At 54.4% G+C, this 23,015-nt stretch carries 22 protein-coding genes and 1 pseudogene; 5 read left to right on the top strand and 18 right to left on the bottom strand.

Features of this window, described 5'->3' with window-relative positions; all coding sequences use genetic code 11:
* Positions 1-4: 4 nt before the first annotated feature.
* Positions 5-1,174 carry an MFS transporter gene (locus INT21_RS06250; RefSeq protein WP_193060635.1) on the top strand — a complete coding sequence of 390 codons (1,170 nt, stop codon included), beginning with the start codon at positions 5-7 and terminating at the stop codon, positions 1,172-1,174.
* A gap of 80 nt (positions 1,175-1,254) precedes the next feature.
* Here INT21_RS06250 and INT21_RS06245 read toward each other — a convergent pair whose 3' ends face one another.
* The 11 genes from INT21_RS06245 to dksA form a co-directional block, all read right to left on the bottom strand.
* Positions 1,255-2,433 (bottom strand): acetyl-CoA C-acetyltransferase, encoded by a 1,179-nt coding sequence (locus tag INT21_RS06245; protein ID WP_193060634.1) that lies wholly within the window; start codon positions 2,431-2,433, stop codon positions 1,255-1,257.
* 208 nt (positions 2,434-2,641) lie between these two features.
* Positions 2,642-3,022: an aspartate 1-decarboxylase gene (gene panD, locus INT21_RS06240; RefSeq protein ID WP_089039911.1), complete on the bottom strand. Its 381-nt coding sequence runs from the start codon at positions 3,020-3,022 to the stop codon at positions 2,642-2,644.
* A 26-nt stretch (positions 3,023-3,048) separates the two neighbouring features.
* Complete coding sequence (panC, locus tag INT21_RS06235; protein WP_193060633.1) at positions 3,049-3,918, bottom strand: pantoate--beta-alanine ligase; 870 nt, start codon at positions 3,916-3,918, stop codon at positions 3,049-3,051.
* Positions 3,919-3,947: 29 nt separating this feature from the next.
* Positions 3,948-4,739 (bottom strand): 3-methyl-2-oxobutanoate hydroxymethyltransferase, encoded by a 792-nt coding sequence (gene panB / locus INT21_RS06230; protein ID WP_089039909.1) that lies wholly within the window; start codon positions 4,737-4,739, stop codon positions 3,948-3,950.
* 135 nt (positions 4,740-4,874) lie between these two features.
* A complete protein-coding gene (gene folK, locus INT21_RS06225) occupies positions 4,875-5,396 on the bottom strand; it encodes a 2-amino-4-hydroxy-6-hydroxymethyldihydropteridine diphosphokinase (protein ID WP_193060632.1) in 522 nt (173 codons plus the stop codon).
* A 7-nt stretch (positions 5,397-5,403) separates the two neighbouring features.
* Entirely contained in the window at positions 5,404-6,789 is a 1,386-nt protein-coding gene (gene pcnB, locus INT21_RS06220; RefSeq protein ID WP_038480742.1) for a polynucleotide adenylyltransferase PcnB, read from the bottom strand.
* 876 nt (positions 6,790-7,665) lie between these two features.
* On the bottom strand, positions 7,666-9,051 hold the full coding sequence (locus tag INT21_RS06215; protein ID WP_089039907.1) for a sigma-54-dependent transcriptional regulator: 1,386 nt from the start codon (positions 9,049-9,051) through the stop codon (positions 7,666-7,668).
* Positions 9,029-11,974, bottom strand: a complete 2,946-nt coding sequence (locus INT21_RS06210) for an ATP-binding protein (RefSeq protein ID WP_193060631.1) — start codon at positions 11,972-11,974, stop codon at positions 9,029-9,031. Before INT21_RS06210 ends, INT21_RS06215 begins: the two co-directional genes overlap by 23 nt.
* Positions 11,964-12,140 carry a hypothetical protein gene (locus INT21_RS06205; protein WP_009723722.1) on the bottom strand — a complete coding sequence of 59 codons (177 nt, stop codon included), beginning with the start codon at positions 12,138-12,140 and terminating at the stop codon, positions 11,964-11,966. Before INT21_RS06205 ends, INT21_RS06210 begins: the two co-directional genes overlap by 11 nt.
* Position 12,141: 1 nt before the next feature.
* Positions 12,142-13,041 carry a tRNA glutamyl-Q(34) synthetase GluQRS gene (gluQRS, locus tag INT21_RS06200; protein WP_193060630.1) on the bottom strand — a complete coding sequence of 300 codons (900 nt, stop codon included), beginning with the start codon at positions 13,039-13,041 and terminating at the stop codon, positions 12,142-12,144.
* Between the two features lie 161 nt (positions 13,042-13,202).
* Entirely contained in the window at positions 13,203-13,640 is a 438-nt protein-coding gene (dksA, locus tag INT21_RS06195) for an RNA polymerase-binding protein DksA (protein WP_009723720.1), read from the bottom strand.
* Positions 13,641-13,826: 186 nt separating this feature from the next.
* Between dksA and INT21_RS06190 the strand changes: the two genes are divergently transcribed.
* Complete coding sequence (locus INT21_RS06190) at positions 13,827-14,987, top strand: aminotransferase class I/II-fold pyridoxal phosphate-dependent enzyme (protein ID WP_089039904.1); 1,161 nt, start codon at positions 13,827-13,829, stop codon at positions 14,985-14,987.
* Positions 14,984-15,712 carry a DNA/RNA nuclease SfsA gene (sfsA, locus tag INT21_RS06185; protein ID WP_193060629.1) on the top strand — a complete coding sequence of 243 codons (729 nt, stop codon included), beginning with the start codon at positions 14,984-14,986 and terminating at the stop codon, positions 15,710-15,712. Before INT21_RS06190 ends, sfsA begins: the two co-directional genes overlap by 4 nt.
* Here the strand turns inward: sfsA and INT21_RS06180 are convergent.
* From INT21_RS06180 to INT21_RS06155, 6 genes are all read right to left on the bottom strand, one after another.
* Positions 15,709-16,170 carry a DUF4426 domain-containing protein gene (locus INT21_RS06180; protein WP_089039902.1) on the bottom strand — a complete coding sequence of 154 codons (462 nt, stop codon included), beginning with the start codon at positions 16,168-16,170 and terminating at the stop codon, positions 15,709-15,711. The two genes, sfsA and INT21_RS06180, sit on opposite strands and share 4 nt — an antisense overlap.
* Positions 16,171-16,218: 48 nt before the next feature.
* Positions 16,219-16,812: a methionine biosynthesis protein MetW gene (gene metW, locus INT21_RS06175; RefSeq protein ID WP_038480763.1), complete on the bottom strand. Its 594-nt coding sequence runs from the start codon at positions 16,810-16,812 to the stop codon at positions 16,219-16,221.
* Entirely contained in the window at positions 16,812-18,008 is a 1,197-nt protein-coding gene (metX, locus tag INT21_RS06170; RefSeq protein WP_193060628.1) for a homoserine O-succinyltransferase MetX, read from the bottom strand. Before metX ends, metW begins: the two co-directional genes overlap by 1 nt.
* A 64-nt stretch (positions 18,009-18,072) precedes the next feature.
* Positions 18,073-18,666, bottom strand: a complete 594-nt coding sequence (locus INT21_RS06165) for a YggT family protein (protein WP_089039900.1) — start codon at positions 18,664-18,666, stop codon at positions 18,073-18,075.
* A 29-nt stretch (positions 18,667-18,695) separates the two neighbouring features.
* A complete protein-coding gene (gene proC / locus INT21_RS06160; RefSeq protein ID WP_193060627.1) occupies positions 18,696-19,520 on the bottom strand; it encodes a pyrroline-5-carboxylate reductase in 825 nt (274 codons plus the stop codon).
* Between the two features lie 80 nt (positions 19,521-19,600).
* Positions 19,601-20,317: a YggS family pyridoxal phosphate-dependent enzyme gene (locus tag INT21_RS06155; RefSeq protein WP_193060626.1), complete on the bottom strand. Its 717-nt coding sequence runs from the start codon at positions 20,315-20,317 to the stop codon at positions 19,601-19,603.
* 34 nt (positions 20,318-20,351) lie between these two features.
* Between INT21_RS06155 and INT21_RS06150 the strand changes: the two are divergent.
* Positions 20,352-20,456, top strand: a pseudogene (locus INT21_RS06150) (twitching motility protein PilT); the annotation flags it as partial.
* A 38-nt stretch (positions 20,457-20,494) separates the two neighbouring features.
* Here INT21_RS06150 and INT21_RS06145 read toward each other — a convergent pair.
* Positions 20,495-21,637 (bottom strand): anhydro-N-acetylmuramic acid kinase, encoded by a 1,143-nt coding sequence (locus tag INT21_RS06145; protein ID WP_193060625.1) that lies wholly within the window; start codon positions 21,635-21,637, stop codon positions 20,495-20,497.
* Positions 21,638-21,753: 116 nt separating this feature from the next.
* Here INT21_RS06145 and tyrS point away from each other — a divergent pair, with 116 nt between their 5' ends.
* Complete coding sequence (gene tyrS, locus INT21_RS06140; RefSeq protein ID WP_089039896.1) at positions 21,754-22,953, top strand: tyrosine--tRNA ligase; 1,200 nt, start codon at positions 21,754-21,756, stop codon at positions 22,951-22,953.
* Positions 22,954-23,015: the final 62 nt, after the last annotated feature.

Genomic DNA, 23,015 nt, shown 5'->3' with positions numbered 1-23,015 from the left:
GAACATGGAGAAGGAGCAAGCGCCGCGTTGGTGGGCGGTAGTGGCCGTGATGATCGGCATTTTTTTATTGGTGACAGCTGAGCAGCTGCCTATAGGGTTATTGTCCCAGGTGGCGTCGTCAATGGGTGTCACGCCAGGTATGGCGGGCCTTATGGTGACCGTGCCGGGAGTGGTTGCTGCTTTCTCTGCGCCGCTGTTGCCGGTCGCGGTAGGCCGTTTAGATAGACGTGTCATGCTCACGGTGATGATGATTGTGATGGTGATTGGCAGCGCGCTTTCAGCAGTGGCCAGCAACTTTGGGTTACTTCTGGCAGCCCGTGTGTTGGTGGGCATTAGTATCGGCGGGTTTTGGGCCATTGCGGGCAGTATTGCCCCAAGGCTGGTGCCCAGCGATCAGGTTGCCAAGGCCATGACGATTATTTTCGGTGGTGTGGCCGCTGCGTCAGTATTGGGGGTGCCGTTAGGTACGCTGCTTGGGGACCTGAGCAACTGGCGGGTGGCGTTTGGCGCGCTAGGCGGGCTGAGTCTTTTAACCGCCATTGCACTATGGTGTTGGCTACCGCCACTGCCGCCAAGAGAGCCGGTACGATTGCGTATGTTAGCGCAGCAGTTTAGCAATCGTGGTGTGCGTGTCGCGGTGTTAACCACCGGCTTTGTCGTTATTGGGCACTTTGCTGCTTATACCTTTATTAGCCCTATTCTGCAGGAGATTAGTGGCGTAGCTCAGCGCCATGTTGGCAGTTTGCTGTTGCTATATGGGGCGGCAGGGATTTTGGGTAATATCGCGGCAGGTATCTTTGCTGGGCGTCACCCGTATCGGGCGGTGCTGGCCATTCCTAGCCTGTTACTGTTAGTGGTGGCTGTTTTCCCGCTGCTGGGTGTTCAGCCTATCAGCGGCGTCCTGCTGCTAATGGTATGGGGAGCTGTTTTTGGCAGCGTGTCAGTGAGTATTCAAACCTGGATTATACGTACGGCACCTAATACCGAGGCAGCCACCGCGCTGATGGCCTTTACCTTTAATATGTCGATTGGTTTAGGGGCCATGTTTGGTGGACGTATCGTCGATGGCACTAGCCTGCCTATTGCTATGTGGGCGGCATCGGGGCTATTCCTGCTGGGGGCGTTGTTGGTATGGCGAACGCCTTCAAGCATTGTGGGTGAGAAGCGTCGCTAGGACGTTGCAACATAAACCGTAAAAAATGCCCCCGCTCTTAGTAGCGGGGGCATGGCGTTTAAGCGCACTAAACGTAGGGCTTAGGGACGTTCAATCGCCAGTGCAACACCTTGACCGCCGCCGATACACAGGGTGGCCAGGCCTTTCTTAGCATCACGCGCAATCATTTCATGCAGTAGGCTGACCAAGATGCGGCAGCCAGAAGCACCGATCGGGTGGCCTAGTGCAATAGCACCGCCATTCACATTCACTTTGCTGACATCCCAGCCCAACTCTTTGTTGACTGAAAGCGCCTGAGCAGCGAATGCTTCGTTAGCTTCTACTAGGTCCAGGTCGTCCAGGCTCCAGCCCGCTTTTTCGAGGCAGCGGCGGGTGGCTGGGGCTGGGCCAATGCCCATAATTGCCGGGTCAACGCCAGCGTTAGAGTAAGCGGCAATACGTGCCAGTGGCTCTAAGCCAAGTTCTTTGGCTTTTTCTGCTGAGCAAAGCATCACCACGGCAGCGCCATCGTTTAAGGATGAGGCGTTACCGGCGGTAACGGTGCCGTCTTTCTTGAACGCGGGGCGCATTCCACCTAGCTTCTCAGCGGTAACTTCCCGCGGGTTCTCATCCGTATCAAACACCACTGGATCGCCTTTGCGCTGCGGGATTTCCACAGGAACGATCTGGCCTTTGAATTTACCATCTCTGATAGCTTGCGCAGCTTTTTGTTGCGAGGCCGCCGCGAACTCGTCCATCGCTTCGCGAGTGATACTGTATTTATCCGCCAGGTTTTCCGCGGTAATACCCATGTGATAGTTGTTGAATGCATCCCACAGGCCGTCGTGAACCATGGAATCAATCGCTTTCCAGTCGCCCATGCGCTGACCGTTACGCGAGTTAGGCAGGATATGCGGGGACGCAGACATGTTTTCCTGTCCACCTGCCAGAATAACGCTGGCGTCACCGCAACGGATGGCTTGGGTAGCCAAGTGCAGGGCCTTGAGGCCTGAGCCACATACCTTGTTGATCGTCATGGCTGGAACGGCATCAGGCAGACCAGCTTTGATAGCCGCCTGGCGCGCAGGGTTTTGGCCTACGCCAGCGGTCAGCACTTGGCCTAGCAACACTTCATCAATTTGCTCTGGGGCAACGCCGGTAGCGGCGAGAATGTCTTTAATAACCAATGCACCTAAATCGCTAGCAGGAATGCCAGCGAGTGATCCACCAAAGCTTCCTACGGCGGTGCGGCGAGCGGCGACAATAACCACGTCTTGCATATGATGACTCCTTGGGTAAGTAACGCAACGTTCCGAGTGAGGACAGAGGCTTCAGGGGAAGCGGACTCTCCATTGTTGTTAGCATGTTGTGTCGAACTTATCTATCAGCATAGGGGAAGGTTGTGCATTGCGGCAATACGCTTTTTTAGGCAAATAAAAACGGGCCGTAAAACGGCCCGTTAAATAGCTGCTTACTCAACTGCTTGGCTTACGCTAATTGAACAGGAATCGCATTACTGGTGTGGCTAACGTGATTGCCTTCTTGCAGATAGACAAGCGCTGGCTGATGCTTTTCAAGTTCTGCTTCAGAGTAGTGAGCGTAACTACAAATAATGATCCGGTGTTCCGGTGAGGCTAAATGCGCGGCTGCACCATTGATGGAAATTAGCCGAGAGCCTTCTTCTCCACGAATCGCGTAGGTAGTGAAGCGCTCGCCGTTTTCCACGTTATAGATCTGGATTTGCTCGTTTTCGCGAATACCGGCCATATCCAGCAATTCCCCGTCGATAGCACAGGAACCTTCGTAATTGAGTACCGCGTGGGTAACGCGAGCCATATGCAGCTTGGCTTTCAGCATAATCGTGTGCATAGAAACTCCTAAATAGCGAAACTAGCTTACGCGCTAGTGTCAGTGGCAGCGTCTGGGAGCTGCACGCTGATGTTGTCAATAAGTCGAGCGGGGCCTAGCTTAGCCGCCGCTAGTAGCACGGCACTGCGTGTCGAGCTGCCCACAGGAGCAAGCGTTGCGTCACGTAGCTCAAGGTAATCAGGCCTAAAGCCAGCATCATACAGTGCCGTTTTACCCTGTTGTAGTACCTCTTCGGCGGGGGTGCCGCGCTCTAACGCATCGCGTAGCTCGCATAAGGTGCGATATAGCATGGGGGCTTTTGCGCGCTCAGACGCACTTAAATAACCATTACGAGAGGAGAGCGCTAGGCCGTCATCGGCGCGCACAATCGGTACGCCGATAATCTCGATAGGCATGTGTAGATCACTCACCAGCTTACGAATGACCGCAAGTTGCTGGTAATCTTTTTCACCGAAGCAAGCCACATCCGGCTGCACCAGATTAAATAGCATGCTGACCACGGTAGAAACGCCATCAAAGTGCCCGGGGCGCGAGCCTCCGCACAACCCTTCGCCTACGTCGGGGACATGCACGAGGGTCTGGGCAGACAGGCCATTGGGGTAAAGCGCGCTGACGGTGGGGGCGAACAGAATATCGCAGCCAGCATCGGTCAACTGCGCTTGGTCTGCCTCGAACGTGCGTGGGTAGGCGTCCAGGTCTTCCCCGGGACCGAACTGCATGGGGTTCACGAACAGGCTTGAAATGACGACGTCAGCGTGCTGACGAGCATTGGCCACAAGCGCCAAGTGGCCTTGATGCAGGTTGCCCATGGTGGGCACTAAGGCAATGCGTTGGCCACGCTGGCGGTATTCGCGGAGCGTGCTGCGTAATTCGTTGATATCTCGTAAAGTGCGCATAAAGGGGTCGTGGTCGTTCCAGTTGGCGCTTAAAAACAGTGCTCAGCGGCTGGGAAAGTACGGGTTTTAACCGCTTCATGGTAGTGTGAAAATGCACTTTGAATGCTTTCAGCATCCGCCATGAAATTCTTGACGAAGCGCGGCGTGCGGCCATGAGTAACGCCTAGCACGTCGTGCATGACTAGAATTTGGCCATCGGTATCAGGGCCTGCGCCGATACCAATCACTGGGACGTCTAAGGCTTCAGTTACTGCTTTACCCAGGCTTGCTGGCACACACTCCAGCAAAATTACGGAAGCACCTGCCTCAACGAGCACTTTGGCATCATTGATAATTTGTTCGGCCTGGGCAGCTTCGCGGCCTTGCACTTTATAACCACCTAGCTGGTAGACCGTTTGCGGTGTTAACCCGAGGTGGGCGCATACCGGAACGCCGCGGCGGGTCATCTCACGGATACCGTCGGCCATCCATGCTTCGCCTTCGACTTTTACCAGTTCAGCGCCAGCACGCATCAATGCGGCAGAATCTTCTAGCATGCGTTCCGTGGTGGCGTTGCTCATAAACGGCAAGTCCACCATCAACAGGCTATGGCCTTTGCCACGCGCCGTGCAGCGTGTGTGGTAGCAAATATCTTCCATAGTCACAGGAAGCGTACTAGTGTGCCCTTGTAAGACCATGCCTAGGGAATCGCCGACTAGCAGAACATCAACGCCTGCAGCGCTGGCGGCATGGGCAAAAGAGGCATCGTAAGCGGTCAGGCAACTGAACGTTTCGCCGGCGCGCTTATACGCCTGCAGAGTGCTCAGGGTGACGGTTTTCATGGCGTGCTCTCGTAGTTTCTAAGTGGGCCGATGCAACGTGGGCAGCCGACCATTATTAACGTTGCATCCTTGCAAGCGTGAAGTGGCGTAACTGGCAATTGTTACCTGAATGGGGGCTTGGTGTCGAGATTTGTGTCAGACGGTAGCAGTCACGGTAGCATTTGGATTGTCTAACCGTTGTATCCCGCTTTGCTCAAGCTGCTTCAGCCACTCAGCAAGCGGCTGTTGATAAAGCACTATTGGCTCTAATTGAGTAGCAGACACCAGTTCTTCAAGAGGCGCTAATACAAAGGCGCGTTCATGCATATGGGGATGAGGAACCTGAAGCCTAGGGCGCGCGATCGTGGTTTGATCGTAAAGCAGCAGATCTAAATCCAGCGTGCGCGGCCCCCAGTGACGTAATCGCCGACGGCGGTGGCGTTGCTCTAGCCCTTGAAGCTGGTCCAGTAGTGCCAGCGGAGAAAGCGTAGTTTCAAGGGCGGCCACGGCGTTAATAAAGTCAGGCTGGTCTTGTGGCCCTATTGGCCGTGTAGCGTATAGGGACGACTGAGCCACCAACTGGCAAAGAGGCAGGGTGTCCAGTTCTCGTAAGGCTTGGCGAACCTGGCTGACAGGGTCATCCAGATTGCTACCTAGGCCAATATAAGCAAGTGACATTGTGCTCTTACTGCTCTGTTTTGCGTGGTTTGCGTCGTTTTTTACGTCGACGGTCCCCCTGGCTTGCCGGATCACTTCCCACTTTTTGCAGCAGCCGAAGTTGCTCGTGCTCATCACCTTGCTGGAAGGCATTCCACCAATCGCCTAAGCCACGCGGTATTTCACCTGCTTGTTCACGCAACAGCAGCAAATCGTAGGCGGCTCGGAAGCGTGGGTGTTCGCGGGTTTGAAATGCCCGTTTGCCACGGCGCAGAGGAAGGCGTGCCTGTAGTTCCCAAATATCGCGCATGGGCATGCCAAAGCGTTTGGGAATCGAAATATGCTGTAACTGACGAGTGACTACCTGCTGGGCAGCAGTTTGCAGCGCTGGAATTGCGGGCATGCCTTCGCGCTCAAGCTCGGCTTGACGGTGTGCCACTGGTGCCCACAAAAAGGCGGCTAGCAGGAAGGCTGGCGTCACTGGCCGTCCTTCCGCAATGCGCTTATCGGTGTTAGTGAGCGCTTGTTCAATCAGATCTTCGGCCCAAGCAGCATCCGCCATGGCTTCTTCCGCTTCGGGGAACAGCATGCCAAACAAGTTGTAATGGCTCAGTAAGCGGAAAGTAATTAAGCCGTGCCCCGACATGAATAGCTTGAGTACTTCATCAAACAAACGGGCGGGAGGAATTTGCAGTAACAGCGGCGCCAGATCGTACATCGGCTCTTCAGTGGCTGGCTCGATGGTGAAATCGAGCTTGGCCGCAAAGCGCACCGCACGCAGCATACGTACAGGGTCTTCCCGATAGCGGGTAACGGGGTCGCCAATCAGTCGCAGCGTACGTGACTCAATATCACGCGCGCCGTTGGCAAAGTCATGAATCGTGAAGTCAGCGATATTGTAGTAAAGCGCATTCACGGTGAAGTCGCGGCGTAGAGCGTCTTCTTCGATGTTGCCCCACACATTGTCTCGCAATAGCAGGCCATCGTCAGACTGCTGGGCGATATGATCGCCGTGCTCGTCCTGAGGCTTGCCGCGGAAAGTGGTAACTTCAATGACTTCGCGACCAAAGCGCACATGCACAATGCGAAAACGCCGACCAATCAGCCGCGAATTGCGAAACAGATCGCGCACCTGTTCCGGCGTTGCATTCGTGGCAACGTCGAAATCTTTCGGCATTTTGCCCAGCAATGCATCACGAATGCAGCCGCCAACCAGGAAGGCATCAAATCCAGCGCCATTAAGGCGATAGAGTACCTTTAACGCGGCCTCGCTGATTTGCTGACGAGAAACAGGGTGCTCGGAGCGCGGAATAATACGGGGACTGAGCGCATCGGCGGCGCTCTCTGGGGAATCGAGCAGGGATTTCAAGTGCTCTCCCGGGCTATGTAATAAACGGGTAAATCCTTTAAACATGCGGCGATATCGACTCGCAGGGTATCGAAAACAGTATCGAGAAACGTAGCGAAAAAATGACCGCAAGGTTAGCGGTAAGTTGCTGAGTGTAGCCGACCCCTTGAGGCTTGCAAAGCACTGGAGCAGGGTTTGTAAAAGACGACTGCTTTAAACGCGGAAAGGGGAGGCTACAAGAGCCTCCCCTATAAAGCAGACAATCAGCGTCCATGCTGTTGTTTTTCTTCATGATGGCACATCGCTCTGAATACGCACCGCAGTCGGTAGGCGTGAGAACCAGTCTGATTCCGACCGCCTCGTATTCAAAACAATAATCCAACCGCGAACTTTTTCTCCCGGCGTGTTGTTATTGGTTCCGGGGTGTACACACATGCTGCTGTTGTTTTTGTTTGGGAGCAGATTCTTTGTGTACGTCGCGTCCTTTTTTGGGCACTTGCTGACTGTTGTTATTGTTCGCTGCGCCTATTCTGCTTAGCGCTAGCAAGTCGTGAGACTCAAGCCTGTTGTTCTTGTTAGTACTATGATCTCTGCCTAGCCCTGTTGTTTTTGTTTTGGCTCAGGTTGGGGCGGTGTCATGTTGTTTTTGTTAGCGACGTCCGCGCTGCCCATTTTGTTCTTCTTGCCCAGTAATATTGCACTTGCTGTGCCACCCATTTTTTATTCTTTTATTTTCATGGGCTTGGAATTTATTGGCTATGCCAGGGAACTAATCGCAACGCATAGTGTTACCCGTTTTTAAGGGATTTCTGGGGCGTGTTGTGTGGGAAGGTAACAGTGGCTGATGGGAAGGTTTTGGATATTTCTTATGCAAATCAATCTATTGGACGTTAGTCGTAGAAGGCGAGGTGGTGAATGGCTAATCATAGGTATTGCCGCCACCTAATTGGGGCGGCGTGCGGTTTTTTTACGTGGGATGCCTAGGCGCTGGCGCCGCTCCCATAAATTTTTACGGCTAATTCCCAGCTTTTGGGCTAACTCGGTTTCACTCATTTGATCCTGATGTTCCAGCACAAAATGCTGAAAATAGTCCTCAAGAGAGAGGTCGTCGTCATCGCCACTTGGCGCTGATGATTCATTGGCTAATGCGGAGCTGTTACCTGCAGAAGAGTGAGGTCGGTTGGTAACAGGGCCAAGGCCTAGGTCGTCAGGGTGAATCAAATGCCCCTCGGCTAGAATTACGCCCCTCTCCAGTGCATTCTCAAGCTCGCGTACGTTACCAGGCCAAGGGTAGTCGCGTAGGTCCTGTCGGGAAGCCCGTGACAAACGAAGCCCTTGGCGATCATGACGTTTGCAGGCTTTATCTAACAGAATATCGGCTATCTTCAATACGTCTTCTTCACGGTCGCGCAGCGGTGGCAATTCAATCTGCATAACGTTGAGGCGATAGTAGAGATCTAGTCGGAATTCCCCGCTTTTAGACAGAGCGCGCAAGTCTCTGTGGGTGGCGGCGATCAGGCGCACGTCCACATGGCGTGTTTCGACGGAGCCAATTTTGCGGATTTCACCTTCCTGAAGTACGCGTAACAGCCGCGCTTGGGCATCCAGTGGTAACTCGCCGATTTCATCTAAAAACAGGGTGCCACCGTCGGCGGCTTCCACTAACCCGGTTCGGGCAGCGCTAGCGCCGGTAAACGCTCCTTTCTCATGGCCAAAAAGCTCTGACTCGATCAGCGTCTCAGGTATTGCCGCGCAGTTCACACAAATCAGCGGTGCTTTGGCGCGTTTGCTTTGCTGATGAATGGCCCGGGCAACGAGCTCTTTGCCTGTGCCGGATTCTCCTTGAATTAGCACGGTAACGTCTGCCGGGGCTGTTTTGCGAATGCGCGTGTAAACCTGCTGCATAGCCGTGCAATTGCCGATCATCGTTTGACGCCCACCTCCTTCATCGGTGATATCCGGAGGTGTGCCTTGCTGCATCGACTGCTTATGCAGAATGCGTTCGACGGTTTCTAAAAGCTCGGTGTGATCAAATGGTTTAGCAACATAGTCCACAGCCCCTTGCTTAAGCGCGTCGACTGCCGAGCGCATGCTGGCATAGCTGGTCATTATCAGTACCGGCGCGGGTGCTGCGGCCTCAATTAGGGCGGTGCCAGGATCACCTGGCAGTCGCAGGTCGCTAATGACTAGATCAAACTCGCTAGGCGCCAGCTCACGTGCTTCTTCTGCGCTGCCCGCTTCGCTGACGGTATAGCTGTGACGTTCGAGTAAACGCTTTAAAGCGCTGCGAATAATCGCTTCATCTTCAACAATCAGTATCCTGGGCATGAGGTAGGTGATCATCCTGTTGGTAAAGCGGTAGCCAAAGCGTGATGGCAGTGCCGCGAGGCTTTCCTGGAGGTGGTGACGCAACCTCTATTTTGCCTTGGTGCTCATTGATAATTTGGTAGGCCAACGAGAGCCCAAGCCCCGTTCCTTGACCCGCAGGCTTGGTCGTGGTGAAGGGCTCGAAAAGGCGATGCTTCACGCTTGGGTCAATGCCGTGGCCATCATCGGTGACTCGCCACCAAGCATGGCTTGCCTGTTTGCCTGCTTCAATATGAACCGTGCCCTGAGCGTCGCAAGCGTCTTTGGCATTGCTCAGTAAGTTGACCATGACCTGGGTTAATCGCTGAGCATCGCCACGCACCACGATGTCATCCGGACAGTCATTGGTAAAGCTTACATCCTCCCCCGAGCGCGCTAAATGGATCAAGTGCAGCGCGTCTTCGCTAACGGTAGAGAGCGAGGCGGGGGATGCCGGCAGTGGCAGGGTTTGACGGCCACCGTGGGCAAAACCGACCAGCGAGTTAACAATCTTGGTGACTCGTTGGGTTAACTGTTGAATTTGGTTAGCCGTTTCCAGTAGCGCTGGGTCATCGGTATCGTAGCGCAAGTTTTGGGCCAGTGACGAAATGCCCGTGATAGGGTTGCCTATTTCATGTGCCACGCCTGCCGCAAGTTGCCCTATGGATGCCAAGCGCGCTGCGTGGACAAGTTCCTCTTCTAGCCACTTCATTTCAGTATGGTCTTCTACCAAAATCACGCTGCCGCCACGGCTGTCGTGTCCGCTTAACACTGCTTTGTGAAGGGTGAGGAAGTAATCCTTGCCATGTAGTGACACGGCTTGTTTATACAACGGCGTATGGCTGGCGTTGAGTACGCTACCGAGTAAATTGGGCCAGGGTGGGGGCAGGCTATCTCGGCGTGAGCCAATCACGCTATCGCCGCTAATCCCGGAGAGTGATGAAAGCGCCTCATTCCACATTAACAGCTCATCATCGTCGCCTAGCACGCACAAGCCTACGGGCAAGTAGGCTAGCGTTTGCCGGTGATGGCGGCGCAAGCCATCCAGTTCCCGAGCCAGCCCAGTGAGCCTAGAGCGGTAAGCTTCAAGGCGGCTTTCAACAAAATGAATATCGTCAGTGACCGGTGCGTCGTCGTGGCGGTAGGGCAAGTAACGATCAACAATATCTCGCGCAACTGAAGGCCCCATTAAACCGGATAGGTTCGCCTGGATTCGGTCGCGCAGGCGGCGCAGTGCATAGGGGCGGCGCTCCTGAGGTGTCAGGTTTAGCGCTGCCAGTGCGCGGTCAACTTCACGGCTGGCAGCTTCATCGCCCAACGCTTGGGCAAGATAAGTAGGGAAGTCTCCCGCCGTAGCTGCTTCCAGTGGTAGGCGTTTTGAACGAATGACCGCATCTACGGAGCATGCTTCAGCCGCAGAGCGTTCGCCTTCTGAGATGCGGGTAAATAACGACACAATGAGAAGCAGTAAAATATTCACCGCTAAAGAAACAAGCGTAACGTTATACCAAATGGGCGCATCCGCAGACATCAGGGGAGTGAGGGGCAGCGAGAGTGTGGGGAGATCAAGCAAAAGCGGCAACCATAGGCCCCACAGCCAAATGATGATGCCGCTCATTAGCCCGGCGATCATGCCCTTGCGGTTCGCACCGGGCCAGTATAACAACGCCAGCATGCCAGGCAGGCACTGTGCCATGCCTACAAATGCAGCGAGCCCCAAGTTTGTTAGCGAATGGTAGCGACCGACGCTTTCAGCAAATAGCCACCCGCCCGCAATTACAGCGACGACTAAACCGCGACGTAGCCAGAGCAGCCAGCCGTATAAATCGCTACGCGCCTCCGGGGGGCGAGCCACTAGCACCACGTGGTTTAGCACCATGCCTGAAAGAGCCAGCGCGATCATCATCATGGTGCCACTGGCGGCGGCAAGGCCGCCAATGAAGGCTAGCGCTCCCACCCACCAATGTTCTGACATCAAGAAGGCGGCGTAGGCTGCGACTGGAACCGTCTCGTTTGTCGATTGTGCAGCCCACCAAATCAACGGTACTGGCAGTGCCATCAGTAGCAAAAATAGCGGTAATGTCCAACTGGCTTGGAGCAGGGTGTGGCGAGAAAGGCTTTCTGCAAAGGTAATCTGAAACAGGTGCGGCATCATGAACGCGGCCGCAAAGAACAGCAGTAGCAGCGTGCGCCATTGGGGGGCTTCAAATTGCGGCGTTGCGGCTTGGGCTGCGGCTCCAGGCCCTTCTAACCACTGCTGTAATCCGTGAGGCCCATCAAATACCCACCACAGTGCAATGGCACCTAGCCCAAGCATCGCCAGTAGTTTAATGATCGATTCAAAAGCAATCACGCTGAGTAGCGTATCGTGACGATGTCGATGGCTGTGGCGTGCGCCAAACAACACTGCACAGCCTGCGATCACACCGCAAAACAGCAGGGTGGCCGCCGCGCTATAGCGGCTGCCGGTGAGCAAGTAGACCGCATCGCTTAAGGTTTGCACCTGGATGCCCAGCAGCGGCATCACGGCTAGCAGGCTGATCAGCGTTACCAGAGTGCCTGCCCAGCGGGATCGGTAGCGAAACGCAAATAGATCCGCGAGTGAAGAGAGCTGGTAGGTACGAGTAATGCGTTGTATGGGCACAAGCAGTACGGGGGCCAGCAGAAAAGCCCCGGCTGCACCGAGGTAATATGCCAGGTAGCCAAAGCCTGCTTTCGCCGCAAGCTCCACACTGCCATAGATTGCCCACGCGCTGGCGTATACGCCCAGCGCCAGGGTGTACACAATAGGGTGGCGCGTAATGCGCACGGGCACCCAGCCACGCTCAACGGCCATGCCGCAGGCAAACAGTAAGGCAAGATAGCCTAGGCCCAGCAGTACTACTCCTAAAAGCTCAACGCTCATCTAACTTCCTTTTTTGCTCAAGCCATAGCGTTAGCGCGATCAGACCGCCCCAAATAGCAAATGGGCGATACCAGGCAACGCTTGGATCTCCCCAGCCGTCCATCAGTAACGGCGAAAGCAAATAGCCGCCAAACACCAAGAACAGCAGTATGCGATAAACGTACATATTAAAACTCTGATTGATAGCGGCGGTGGGTGGTAGCGACAAGCTTTTCAACAGACCAGTGTGCTATTGCCCAGTTTAGTTGTGTTTCGGGTGGCTCTTGAACCAACGTGTCAGGTGGGGCCTGATCGAGTAGTCGCAGTGCTTGAAACAGCTGTTGGCGAATGCCGTCGGCGTCTTCGGCTAATGCAGGGGCCAGATTTTGCTTAGAAAGCTTTTGACCCTCTTGAGTAACCACGAGCGGTAAATGTAGATAGCGGGGAGTTGATAAGCCAAGCGCTTGCTGCAACTGGCCTTGCCAGGGCGTGTTATCCAGCAGGTCATAACCGCGCACAATATCGGTAATGCCTTGATCGGCATCATCCACTACGACGGCGAGCTGATAGGCCCAAAGCTGATCTTTGCGTTTAAGCACAACATCCCCCAAAACGGCAGGGTCGAACTGTTGGAAACCAAAAAGCCGATCCTGCCAAGTAATAGGGCGCTTTGCCAGATCGCTGCGCAGCCGCCAGGCCACCGGCTTTGTGGCATCACGAACGCTCTCGCGGCACCAGCCAGGATAGATTGAAAACGCTTGCCACTGCTTTCTCGAACAGCTACATGGATAAGCCAAGCCTTGGGCAGCCAGTTGATCGAGCGCCTGCTGATAAGCCTCATCACGGTGGCATTGCCAGCGGATTTCTTCATCCCAATGAAGCCCAAAGGCGTCAAGCTGACGCAGAATTGTATCAGCAGAGCCTTCAGGGCAGCGGGGCGGGTCGATATCCTCAATGCGCACCAGCCACTGCCCGCCAACAGCGCGGGCGTCTAAATAGCTGCCTAGGGCGGCTACTAGCGAGCCAAGATGCAGTGGCCCTGACGGTGTAGGAGCGAAACGTCCTCGGTAGTGCGTGGTATGGGTCATGACAGCCCGAATCAATTGTTCAAATAGCGCCAGCGATTAACTACGATGATAAGTACAGCGATAAATACAAGATGACAAACAAAAACGGGCACCTCAAGGGTGCCCGTTGGACGCTTTAGCTTGTAACAAACTAGCAGCTTGTAGCGTATGCGCGCCGATGGTTAGCCACCGAGCTGTTTCTCTTTAAGCTCTGCCAGCGTTTTACAGTCCACGCACAGCGTTGCCGTGGGGCGGGCTTCAAGGCGGCGAATGCCGATTTCAACGCCGCAGGCTTCACAAAAGCCGTAGTCGTCTTCATCGATTTTTTCGATGGTTTCGTTAATCTTTTTCAGCAACTTGCGTTCGCGATCCCGAGTACGCAGCTCCAGGCTGAAGCCCTCTTCTTGAGTAGCGCGGTCAGCGGGGTCAGCGTAGTTATTAGCGTCTTCCTGTAGGTGGCGTACGGTACGATCCACCTCTTCCATGAGATCTTGTTTCCAGTCTAGAAGGAGCTGGCGGAAGTGCGCGAGCTGCTTCTCGTTCATATACTCTTCGCCCGGTGCTGGCTCATACGGGGTGAAGGACTTGGACGCTTCCGGTTTCTTTTCCGCTACTGGCATGGGAGTGCCCCTTACGTATGTGACTGCTGATCGACCATGAGTGTGTGTCACGATCTCACGCCAAAGGGATGCTTGTTTAGCTGAAAAATGCGCGCTATGCAAGCATAATGGCGCATTTTCGACCATGGTCTTGCCTCTTCAACGACCTGCGTCATGATTTCTCTACCATTTAGTGAAGGAACCGTTATGGCTTGGAATTCACGTGTAAATCACGTTGCACCTTTTCGCGTGATGCATCTATTGGAAATGGCCCAGGCTCGAGAGGCCGAAGGCCACGATGTGATTCACCTAGAGGTCGGCGAACCTGATTTCGCGACGCCGGCACCGATTGTAGCAGCAGGCCAGCAAGCGTTGGCAACAGGCAAAACGCGCTATACACCTGCGGCAGGCCTAGCGTCGCTGCGGGAGGCGATTTCAAGACATTACGCCGAGCATTTTAACGCCACCGTTGACCCCTCACGTATTTTGGTAACGCCAGGGGCCTCTGGAGCGCTGCTGCTGGCTAGCCAATTACTGGTCGAAGAAGGCGACCGTGTTTTGATGGCCGATCCCAACTATCCGTGTAATCGTCACTTTATGGCCCTAGCTGGCGCAGACATTGATGCCATTCCCGTAGGGCGCCAAAGCGGTTGGCAGTTAACGGCGCCGTTAATTGAACAGCACTGGCAAGCTAAAACGAGTTTAGCCATGCTGGCTTCCCCGTCTAACCCTACGGGACATACGTTAGGCGCTGAGGCGCTAAACGCGGTCATCAACACGGTAGCTGCGAAAGGCGGTGACGTGATTGTCGATGAGATTTACCAAGGCTTGAATTATGACGATGCACCACTATCGGCGACATCGCTTTCCGATCAAGCCTTCGTGGTGAACAGTTTCTCTAAATATTTCGGCATGACAGGCTGGCGCTTGGGCTGGTTGGTGGCGCCTGAACATGCCGTCGAGCCGCTTACTAGGCTGGCGCAAAACGTCTTCCTTGCCGCGCCTACGCCTTCCCAGCATGCGGCGTTGGCCGCTTTCACTCCAGAGTGTCGAGATATTTTGGAAGCGCGTAGATCGACGCTCAAGCAGCGACGCCAAGTGTTGTTGGATGGGCTAGCGCAGTTGGGGCTTGCCCCGGACCTGCCACCTCAAGGGGCTTTTTATCTGTGGTTGGATATTTCCCATTACAGCCGAGATAGCCAGGCATTCTGTGAGCGGTTGCTGGTCGAGGAGAACGTGGCAATTACTCCGGGCATTGATTTTGCGCTGGAGGGCGGCGAACACCATGTGCGCATTGCCTTTACTAACAGCGTTGAACGGTTGCAGGAGGCCGTAGAGCGCATTGGCCGTTTCGTGAGTCGACTATGACGACCTATCCTGAGTTGGTATCTGGGGTGTTGCTGCGTCGTTATAAACGCTTTTTAGCCGATGTAAGGCTGGAGGGTGGCGAGGAAGTCGTCGCCCATTGCCCCAACACGGGCTCAATGAAGGCGGTGAATGTGCCCGGTTGTCGAGTGTGGCTGTCACGGAGTGATAATCCCAAGCGCAAGCTGGCCTGGACCTGGGAATGGATTGAGTTGCCACAGTCAGAGGGTGCCTTGGCGCTGGCTTCTGTCCACACTGGCCGCGCCAACCGCATCGTGGAGGAGGCCATTTTAGCCGGTGATATTGCGCCATTGGCAGGCTATCAAACGCTCAAGCGGGAAGTGAAGATCAGTGACGCAAGGCTCGATTTCCGGCTGAGTGATCCTGATAAGGGCGAGGTTTTTATTGAAGTTAAGCAGGTCACCCTTAAAGAAGCCGATGGACATGGTTATTTTCCTGATTCGGTCAGCGTGAGGGGCACCAAGCATTTGCATACATTAACCGCGCTGGCCGAGCTGGGCGAAAGGGCCGTGCTGCTGTTTTGTGTCGCCCATGAAGGTATTCACGATGTAGCCCCAGCGGCCCATATCGATCCCATCTATGCGGCGGCGCTAGCCGCAGCAGTAGATGCTGGGGTTGAGGTGTTGGCTTACGGTATTACGCTAGATTGGCAGGCAGGAGCGCCGGTAGCGGTGCGATTAGCACGACCGCTACCGGTGCGAATTTAACGCTCGATATAAAAACGCTGAATAAAACTGACCCGCTCGGGACTGGCATTGCGGTCGTAGCGAACGTCCAAGTTAAAACGTGTGGGCTCGTCGTGGCGCAGGGCGAAGGTGGCCAAGTGATAAGTGGCATCACCATCGTGCACAGTACGAAAGCTTAGCGACTCTTGGGCGTCGGTGAGGCCTGTCACGTGGCCTTGTACGCTAGCGTTAACGGCACGGGTGCTGCCGTCCTCTTGGCGTTCGCGTACGCTTACATTAACCAATCCGAGACCTGCACTGCGCTGAATTCCGTGCGCTTGGGCAACTTCAGGGGTGAGGAAGCTGGTGGCCACAGCACTGTAATGGATCTCATAGTCGCCTATCCGTACCAGCTGCTCAGCTACCGCTTGTGTGGCGAGGAGCAGTGAGCAAAGCAGCGTAGTAAGCAGGGTTGTTCTGCGTAACGCTCGATAAACCATGGCAGGTCTCCTCTTATGGGTCGATATGGCGAGTTAACGTAAAATAAATTAGCGACGGCGCACTCTAAAAATAGCAATTTCACCGAACAAGTTGGGCCACCACTTGGATGTCCAGTGCCCTTTGTGATCGCCAACCCCTACCGCGCGATCCACAATTACCAACCCTTTTTCACGGCACAAATGCTCGAAGTCGTTAAAGGTAGAAAGGTGGATGTTGGGTGTGTCATACCAGGCATGGGGTAGCGATTTAGAGACCGGCATATAGCCACGTAGGCCAAGATGAATTCGGTGACGCCAATAAGCAAAATTAGGAAAGGTGATAATGCCTTCCTCGGCGACACGTAACATTTCATCAAGCATTTTATCCGGGCGACGTAGTGCCTGAAGCGCTTGGGTCATAATGACTTGATCATAGCTGTTGTCGCAGAAACTACCCAGGCCATCATCCAGGTTATGCTCAATAACGTTCACGCCCCTGGCGACACACTGGGTAATACCGTCGGGGTCGATCTCTAAACCGTAGCCGGTAACATTTTTCTCCTGTGCTAAGCGCTCAAGCAGAGCACCATCACCGCAGGCTAAATCCAGCACGTGAGCCCCTTGGGGCACCCAGTCGTAAATCAGTTCAAGATCCGCACGCATTACAGGGTCTCCTCCCTGGCTGTTTCTTCGATATTCAGCTCTCGGGCGATGCGAGTCATAAATGCGCTGAACAGAGCGTGGTAACGTGGCTCGGGCAGTAAGAAGGCATCATGCCCGTGAGGAGAGTCGATATTGGCATAGCTAACCGATTTGCCAGCGCGGGTGAGCGCGTCGACGAGTTCTCGAGAGCGAGAAGGTGGGAAACGCCAGTCAGTGGTAAAACTAACAACCAGAAAAGGGCACTTTGCTGGTGCTAGTGCGCTGGCTAGGTCGCCTGCTTGAGTGGCTGCGGGATCGAAGTAGTCAAGGGCCTTGGTCATTAACAGGTAGGTGTTAGCGTCAAAGGCGGTGGAGAAGGTATCGCCCTGATAGCGCAGATAAGACTCAACCTGGAACTCGACATCAAACCCAAAGTTCAAATCGTTGCTGCGCAAATCGCGGCCAAACTTACTGCCCATTGCATCTTCGGAGAGGTAGGTGATGTGGCCCACCATGCGTGCCAGTTTCAAACCACGCTTGGGGACCGTGTCGTGCTCTGCATACCAACCGTCGAAGAATTCAGGGTCAGAGCGAATCGCCTGACGAGCCACTTCGTTAAAGGCAATATTCTGGGCGGAAAGCCGGGGGGTGGCGGCAATCACTACCGCATTGGCGACACGTTCAGGGTAAGTCATTGTCCACTGAAGCACCTGCATACCACCCAGGCTACCGCCCACTGCTGCGGCCCAGCGCTCAATGCCTAGTTGATCGGCTAGGCGCGCTTGGCTGGCTACCCAGTCACTGACAGTGACCATGGGGAAATCAGGCCCCCACTGGCGGCCGGTTTCAGGGTTGTGGCTAACAGGGCCTGTGCTGCCATGGCAGCCGCCCAGATTGTTTAGCGATACCACAAAAAAACGGTTGGTATCGATAGATTTTCCGGGGCCGATATGAGCATCCCACCAGCCAGGTTTGCGGTCTTCGTCACCGTGATAGCCCGCTGCGTGGTGGTGTCCCGATAACGCATGGCAGATCAACACAGCGTTACTACGCTCAGCGTTTAACGTGCCGTAGGTTTCGTAGATAAGCTCGTACTCAGGCAGCACCTTGCCACAAGCAAGCGGCAGCGGCGTATCAAATTTCGCTACATGGGGGGTGACGAGGCCAACGGAGTCCGCCGGCCGGTCAACGAAAGTGAGAGTGTCTGAATCAGGCATCGAAAGCGCTAGTCCTGCAAAAAATAAATCCTGCTAAAAAGAGGCCCTGGGGAATATTGCGCGGTTACAGCCCAACCAGTGCGCCAGAGATACCCGCAGCGCGGATCAAAGCCCCCACTACTAAGCCATCCACCAAATTAATCGCAATAAACACCACGATGGGTGATAAATCGATCATGCCGAGTGGCGGAATGACTTTCCGAACAGGCGCCATAATGGGCTCGACTAGCTGCATGACCAGCAAAGCACCTGGGTGGCTAGCATTCGGGGCGACCCAGCTCAGAATAATCATCACAATCATGGCAAAGAAATAGATCTTTAATATGGCGTTAGCCAGTGCCGCAATGCCCGCAATCAGTAGTCCTGGAATGGGCGGCATGCCAACGCCAATCACCATGAAAATTGCCAGCATGCTAACCACTTTCAGCACAAAACCCGCGGCCAGCGTGGCAAGGTCAAAGCGCCCAGCGACGGGACCTAAGAAGCCCTGAAATAGCCCTACAACAGGCTGGGTAATTTTAACCACTGATTGGCTAAGCGGGTTGTAATAATCTGCCCGCGATGCCTGCAGCAAAAAGCGCAGCATCAGTAAGAATAAATAAATATTGATTAACGAGTTAACAAGCATTAACCCGGCACTGCCCACTTGACTACCCATTGCGGCCTCTCCGTTGCAAAGTTACGTATTTAGTTGGCGCTAAGTTCCTTGGACATTGCTTCTGCGCGCTGGGCACAGGCCTGCATGGCGTCGGCGATGGTGGCGCGTAGTTGCGCATCTTCCATGTGCTGAATCGCGCGTTCTGTTGTGCCGCCTGGTGACATAACATTTTGTTTAAGTGTGGCCGGGTCTTTGTCACTGCGCTGGGCCATAGTGGCGGCACCTAGCGCCGTTTGAATGGCCAAGCGTCGCGCCGTGGCGGCAGGCAAGCCTAGTTTGACAGCGGCTTCTTCCATCGCCTCAAACATTAGAAAGAAGTAAGCTGGCGCACTGCCTGATACCGCAGTTACCGCATCAAGCAGGCCCTCTTCTTCAACCCACTCCACAATGCCAACCGCTTCCATAAGCTGTGTTGCTAGCGTGCGTTGCTCCTCGCTCACCGCGCTATTGGCATATAAGCCGCTGGCACCGATACCAACCAATGCAGGCGTGTTGGGCATGCAACGAACTAACGCATTATTACCGCCTAGCCATTGATCAATGGTGGCTGCATCGAGACCTGCCGCGATCGAAATAATCAGCGGTGATTGCTGTTGTACGTTATCCCGCATCGCTTCGCATACGCTGCGCATAATCTGGGGTTTTACCGCGAGTACGACCACGTCGGCGTCTTCGACGGCGGCGTTATTATCGGTGTTTGTGTTAATTCCTAAACGTGCTGCTAAAGGCGTTAACTCGCTTTCATTAGGTGCGGTGGCCGTGATGTCGCTAGGAGACACGCCACTATCGATGAGGCCGCCGATAATGGCGCTGGCCATATTGCCTGCGCCAATGAAGGTAATCTTGCTCGCCATGTGGGTATCCTTATTGGGTAAAAAAGCTGCATCGGGCAGCATGGGCTGTCAGTCGTCTTTACGCTCTTCAATTAGCAGTGTTACTGAGTCGCGTGTTGAGTGGTGCGTGCGCCAAAAATCGCCGTTCCTAAACGTACCAGCGTTGCGCCCTCTAAAACAGCGGCTTCTAAATCGTCGCTCATCCCCATCGATAGCGTATCCAGAGGGGCATCCGGGAGCGCTGTCTGAAGGGTTTCCAAAAGTTGTCGCAAGGCCGCAAGCGGCGCCCGCTGTTCTGCAAGGCTGTTGGCCGGGGCCGGAATCGCCATGAGTCCACGTAGACACAGCCGTGGCAGGGCGGCCACTTCTTTCGCTAGTGCCATTACCTCATCGGGCATGACGCCCGACTTTGAAGCCTCGCGGCTAATATTGACCTGCAAACAAATGTTGAGTGGCGGTAAGTGTTCCGGGCGTTGTTCGCTAAGCCGTTTGGCAATTTTTAAGCGGTCAACGCTATGTACCCAAGCGAAGCTTTCTGCCACTGCGCGGGTTTTGTTGGACTGTAGTGGGCCAATAAAATGCCACACAATACCGTCTAAGTCGGCCAGTTCGACTTGTTTTTCCAGGGCTTCTTGCAGATAGTTTTCGCCGAATTCACGCTGACCATGCTGCCAGGCTTGGCGAATCATGGAAGCGGGCTTTGTTTTACTAACGGCTAGCAGCGTTGCGCTATCGAGTGGGCGTTCAGCCTTTTTTAATGCGTTACTCAGGCGTTCGTGGGCCTGGGCGAGTGACTCGGGAAGCGCGATGTCTGTCATACTCAAGCACCTTACCACTGCTGGGAAAAGAGAGGTGGATATTACCGAACTGCTGGTGTTCTCGGCAAAGCAGAATGCATCTAATCAGCACCTTTCTGCTGGGCTTCCACCTATGATACGTGCTGATGGTGTTAGCCGTTGACTTAATCTACCCGCCATGGGGAGCGTTGGTGTCAATCAGCAGGCGTAAATGCCACCCAGAACTCTCGGGCCACTGGCGCCAGTGACAGAAGGTAAGTTGCCGGGCAGATCGTGTAAACGTTGATGGGCAAGCCAGGCAAAAGCGCCTGCTTCAATCCAGTCTTCGGGCCAGCCTAAGTCGGCGGGAGACTTAAACGTCGCATGGGGCAAATGCGCCGCTAGCCTCGCCATTAAATAGCTGTTATGTGCACCGCCGCCGCAAGCAATTAAGGTCATGCTATCGTGGGTCGCGGGCAATTGTTGAATACCCTGGGCAACGCTTATCGCGGTCAGTTCCGCTAACGTAGTTTGCACATCGCAAGCAGTTTCATTGCCCGTTAGCTTGTTTTCTAACCAGGCCAAGTGGAATAGTTCGCGCCCGGTGCTGCGCGGCGGCGGTTGATGAAAAAAAGGCTCGCTAAGCAGGCGTTTTAGTAGCGCTTGATCGACCTGTCCGCGAGAGGCCCAGGTGCCATTTTGGTCAAAGCGTCCGTCGTGATGTTTTGAGAACCAAGCATCTAACAGCACATTAGCGGGTCCTGTATCAAAGCCAATGGCAGGAATGCTGGTATCGCTGGGTAGCCACGTCAGATTCGCAAAGCCTCCTAGGTTTAAAACAAGCTGCTCGCTTGTCTGGCGACCAAAAAGGGCTTGATGAAATGCTGGTGCCAGCGGCGCTGCTTGACCACCAGCGGCTAAGTCTCGTCGGCGAAAATCAGCCACCACCGTGCAGCCGGTTAATTCGGCCAACAGGCTGGGATTGTCCAGCTGTAGTGTATAGGCAGGGCCGCCGTGGTGGCCGCTGGGAGCATGCTCGATTGTTTGTCCATGGCTACCAATAGCACTAATTTGCGCTGCTGAGACCTGTTGCTGAGCCAGCAGTGCTTTCACAGCGTTTGCCTGTAGCTGGCAAAATTCGGTTTCGGCCGCTGCCAGCTCAGCAAAGCTCACTTGCTCGGCATGACACAAGTTCAGCAGTAGGTTATGAAGCGACTGAGGCATGGGCGACGCATGCGTAGCAATGAGCTCCGGTGGCGAGTGCGGCGTTATAGCGACCAACGCCGCATCAATGCCGTCCAGGCTGGTGCCCGACATTAAGCCAACATAGTACGACGGTAAGGTAGGGTGGGGCGTTTTCATAAAGCGGCTCATCCAAAACGTAGTGAAGGCTCAACCAAGGCGATAGGGCATGGTAACATCGCCGGTTATTCGATATCTGACGCCTATATGGCACATATTACATGGAGAGAGAGGCAATGAGTGAGGTGGATCAGGCGTTAGCGCTACTGTCGCGAGGCACGCATGAAATCCTGGTAGAGGATGAGCTGAAGAAAAAGCTGGCGTCTGGCCGTAAGCTGCGTATTAAAGCAGGGTTTGATCCGACAGCACCTGATTTGCACCTTGGGCATAGTGTGCTGCTGACGAAAATGCGCCAGTTCCAGGATCTCGGGCACACCGTTATTTTCTTGATCGGGGATTTCACTGGTCGTATCGGTGACCCCACTGGCAAAAACGTTACTCGTAAACCGCTCACCGAGGCCGACGTAAAAGCCAACGCTGAAACCTATAAAGAGCAGGTGTTTAAAATCCTCGATCCCGAAAAGACCGAGGTGCGCTTTAACGCCGAATGGTTTGGTGAATTAAGCGCCGCTAAAATGATTGAGTTGGCAGCGCAAAGCACGGTCGCGCGGATGCTTGAGCGTGATGACTTTGAAAAGCGTTATAAAGCTAACCAATCTATCGCGATCCACGAGTTTCTCTACCCGCTCGTCCAAGGCTACGACTCAGTCGCGCTTGAGGCGGATGTTGAGTTAGGTGGGACCGATCAGAAATTTAACCTGTTGATGGGCCGAGAAATTCAAAAGCACTTCGGCCAAGAGCCTCAGGTCGTGATCACCATGCCGCTGCTCGAAGGCCTGGACGGCGTGCAGAAAATGTCCAAGTCGTTGGGCAACTATGTTGGTGTCGATGAAGCGCCGGGCTCTATGTTCAATAAGCTAGTGTCTATGCCCGATAGCTTAATGTGGCGTTACTTTGAGCTGCTCTCTTTGAAATCCAACGAAGAGATCGATGCGCTCAAGCAGAGCGTTGAGGCGGGGGCTAATCCGCGTGACGTGAAAATGGAGCTAGCCCGTGAGCTTATTGCCCGTTACCACGGCGATGAAGCTGCCGCCAATGCACACAAGTCGGCGGGTAATCAGCTAGCGGAAGGTGAGTTGCCGGAAGACCTACCTGAAGTAGAAGTAGATTTCGAAGGTAATGAGCAGGCGCCTATCGCGGCAGTACTCAATCGCTCTGGTCTCACCAAGAACAGTGCGCAAGCCAAAGACATGTTGAAAAACGGTAGTGTGAAAGTCGATGGGGATGTTGTTGCCCAAGACACGATGTTAGCTACGGGTAGCGCCTACGTTATCCAGGCAGGTAAGAAACGTTATGCTCGTGTGACGCTTACCTAACGTTTTCGATAACTTTCTCAAAAAACCACTTGCCAAGACGGCAGCGAATCCGTAAAGTACGC

The organism is Halomonas sp. 3F2F (assembly GCF_014897805.1).
Lineage (GTDB): Bacteria > Pseudomonadota > Gammaproteobacteria > Pseudomonadales > Halomonadaceae > Vreelandella.
The sequence above is the reverse complement of the archived record's forward strand: the minus strand, read 5'-3'. Positions and strand labels throughout refer to the sequence as shown.

Bases quoted from the DNA above. Each gene is read 5' to 3' on its own strand.
- INT21_RS06250 (WP_193060635.1), top strand. From the start codon at position 5: ATGGAGAAGGAGCAAGCGCCGCGTTGGTGGGCGGTAGTGGCCGTGATG.
- INT21_RS06245 (WP_193060634.1), bottom strand. From the start codon at position 2,433: ATGCAAGACGTGGTTATTGTCGCCGCTCGCCGCACCGCCGTAGGAAGC.
- panD (WP_089039911.1), bottom strand. From the start codon at position 3,022: ATGCACACGATTATGCTGAAAGCCAAGCTGCATATGGCTCGCGTTACC.
- panC (WP_193060633.1), bottom strand. From the start codon at position 3,918: ATGCGCACTTTACGAGATATCAACGAATTACGCAGCACGCTCCGCGAA.
- panB (WP_089039909.1), bottom strand. From the start codon at position 4,739: ATGAAAACCGTCACCCTGAGCACTCTGCAGGCGTATAAGCGCGCCGGC.
- folK (WP_193060632.1), bottom strand. From the start codon at position 5,396: ATGTCACTTGCTTATATTGGCCTAGGTAGCAATCTGGATGACCCTGTC.
- pcnB (WP_038480742.1), bottom strand. From the start codon at position 6,789: ATGTTTAAAGGATTTACCCGTTTATTACATAGCCCGGGAGAGCACTTG.
- INT21_RS06215 (WP_089039907.1), bottom strand. From the start codon at position 9,051: ATGCCCAGGATACTGATTGTTGAAGATGAAGCGATTATTCGCAGCGCT.
- INT21_RS06210 (WP_193060631.1), bottom strand. From the start codon at position 11,974: ATGAGCGTTGAGCTTTTAGGAGTAGTACTGCTGGGCCTAGGCTATCTT.
- INT21_RS06205 (WP_009723722.1), bottom strand. From the start codon at position 12,140: ATGTACGTTTATCGCATACTGCTGTTCTTGGTGTTTGGCGGCTATTTG.
- gluQRS (WP_193060630.1), bottom strand. From the start codon at position 13,041: ATGACCCATACCACGCACTACCGAGGACGTTTCGCTCCTACACCGTCA.
- dksA (WP_009723720.1), bottom strand. From the start codon at position 13,640: ATGCCAGTAGCGGAAAAGAAACCGGAAGCGTCCAAGTCCTTCACCCCG.
- INT21_RS06190 (WP_089039904.1), top strand. From the start codon at position 13,827: ATGGCTTGGAATTCACGTGTAAATCACGTTGCACCTTTTCGCGTGATG.
- sfsA (WP_193060629.1), top strand. From the start codon at position 14,984: ATGACGACCTATCCTGAGTTGGTATCTGGGGTGTTGCTGCGTCGTTAT.
- INT21_RS06180 (WP_089039902.1), bottom strand. From the start codon at position 16,170: ATGGTTTATCGAGCGTTACGCAGAACAACCCTGCTTACTACGCTGCTT.
- metW (WP_038480763.1), bottom strand. From the start codon at position 16,812: ATGCGTGCGGATCTTGAACTGATTTACGACTGGGTGCCCCAAGGGGCT.
- metX (WP_193060628.1), bottom strand. From the start codon at position 18,008: ATGCCTGATTCAGACACTCTCACTTTCGTTGACCGGCCGGCGGACTCC.
- INT21_RS06165 (WP_089039900.1), bottom strand. From the start codon at position 18,666: ATGGGTAGTCAAGTGGGCAGTGCCGGGTTAATGCTTGTTAACTCGTTA.
- proC (WP_193060627.1), bottom strand. From the start codon at position 19,520: ATGGCGAGCAAGATTACCTTCATTGGCGCAGGCAATATGGCCAGCGCC.
- INT21_RS06155 (WP_193060626.1), bottom strand. From the start codon at position 20,317: ATGACAGACATCGCGCTTCCCGAGTCACTCGCCCAGGCCCACGAACGC.
- INT21_RS06145 (WP_193060625.1), bottom strand. From the start codon at position 21,637: ATGAAAACGCCCCACCCTACCTTACCGTCGTACTATGTTGGCTTAATG.
- tyrS (WP_089039896.1), top strand. From the start codon at position 21,754: ATGAGTGAGGTGGATCAGGCGTTAGCGCTACTGTCGCGAGGCACGCAT.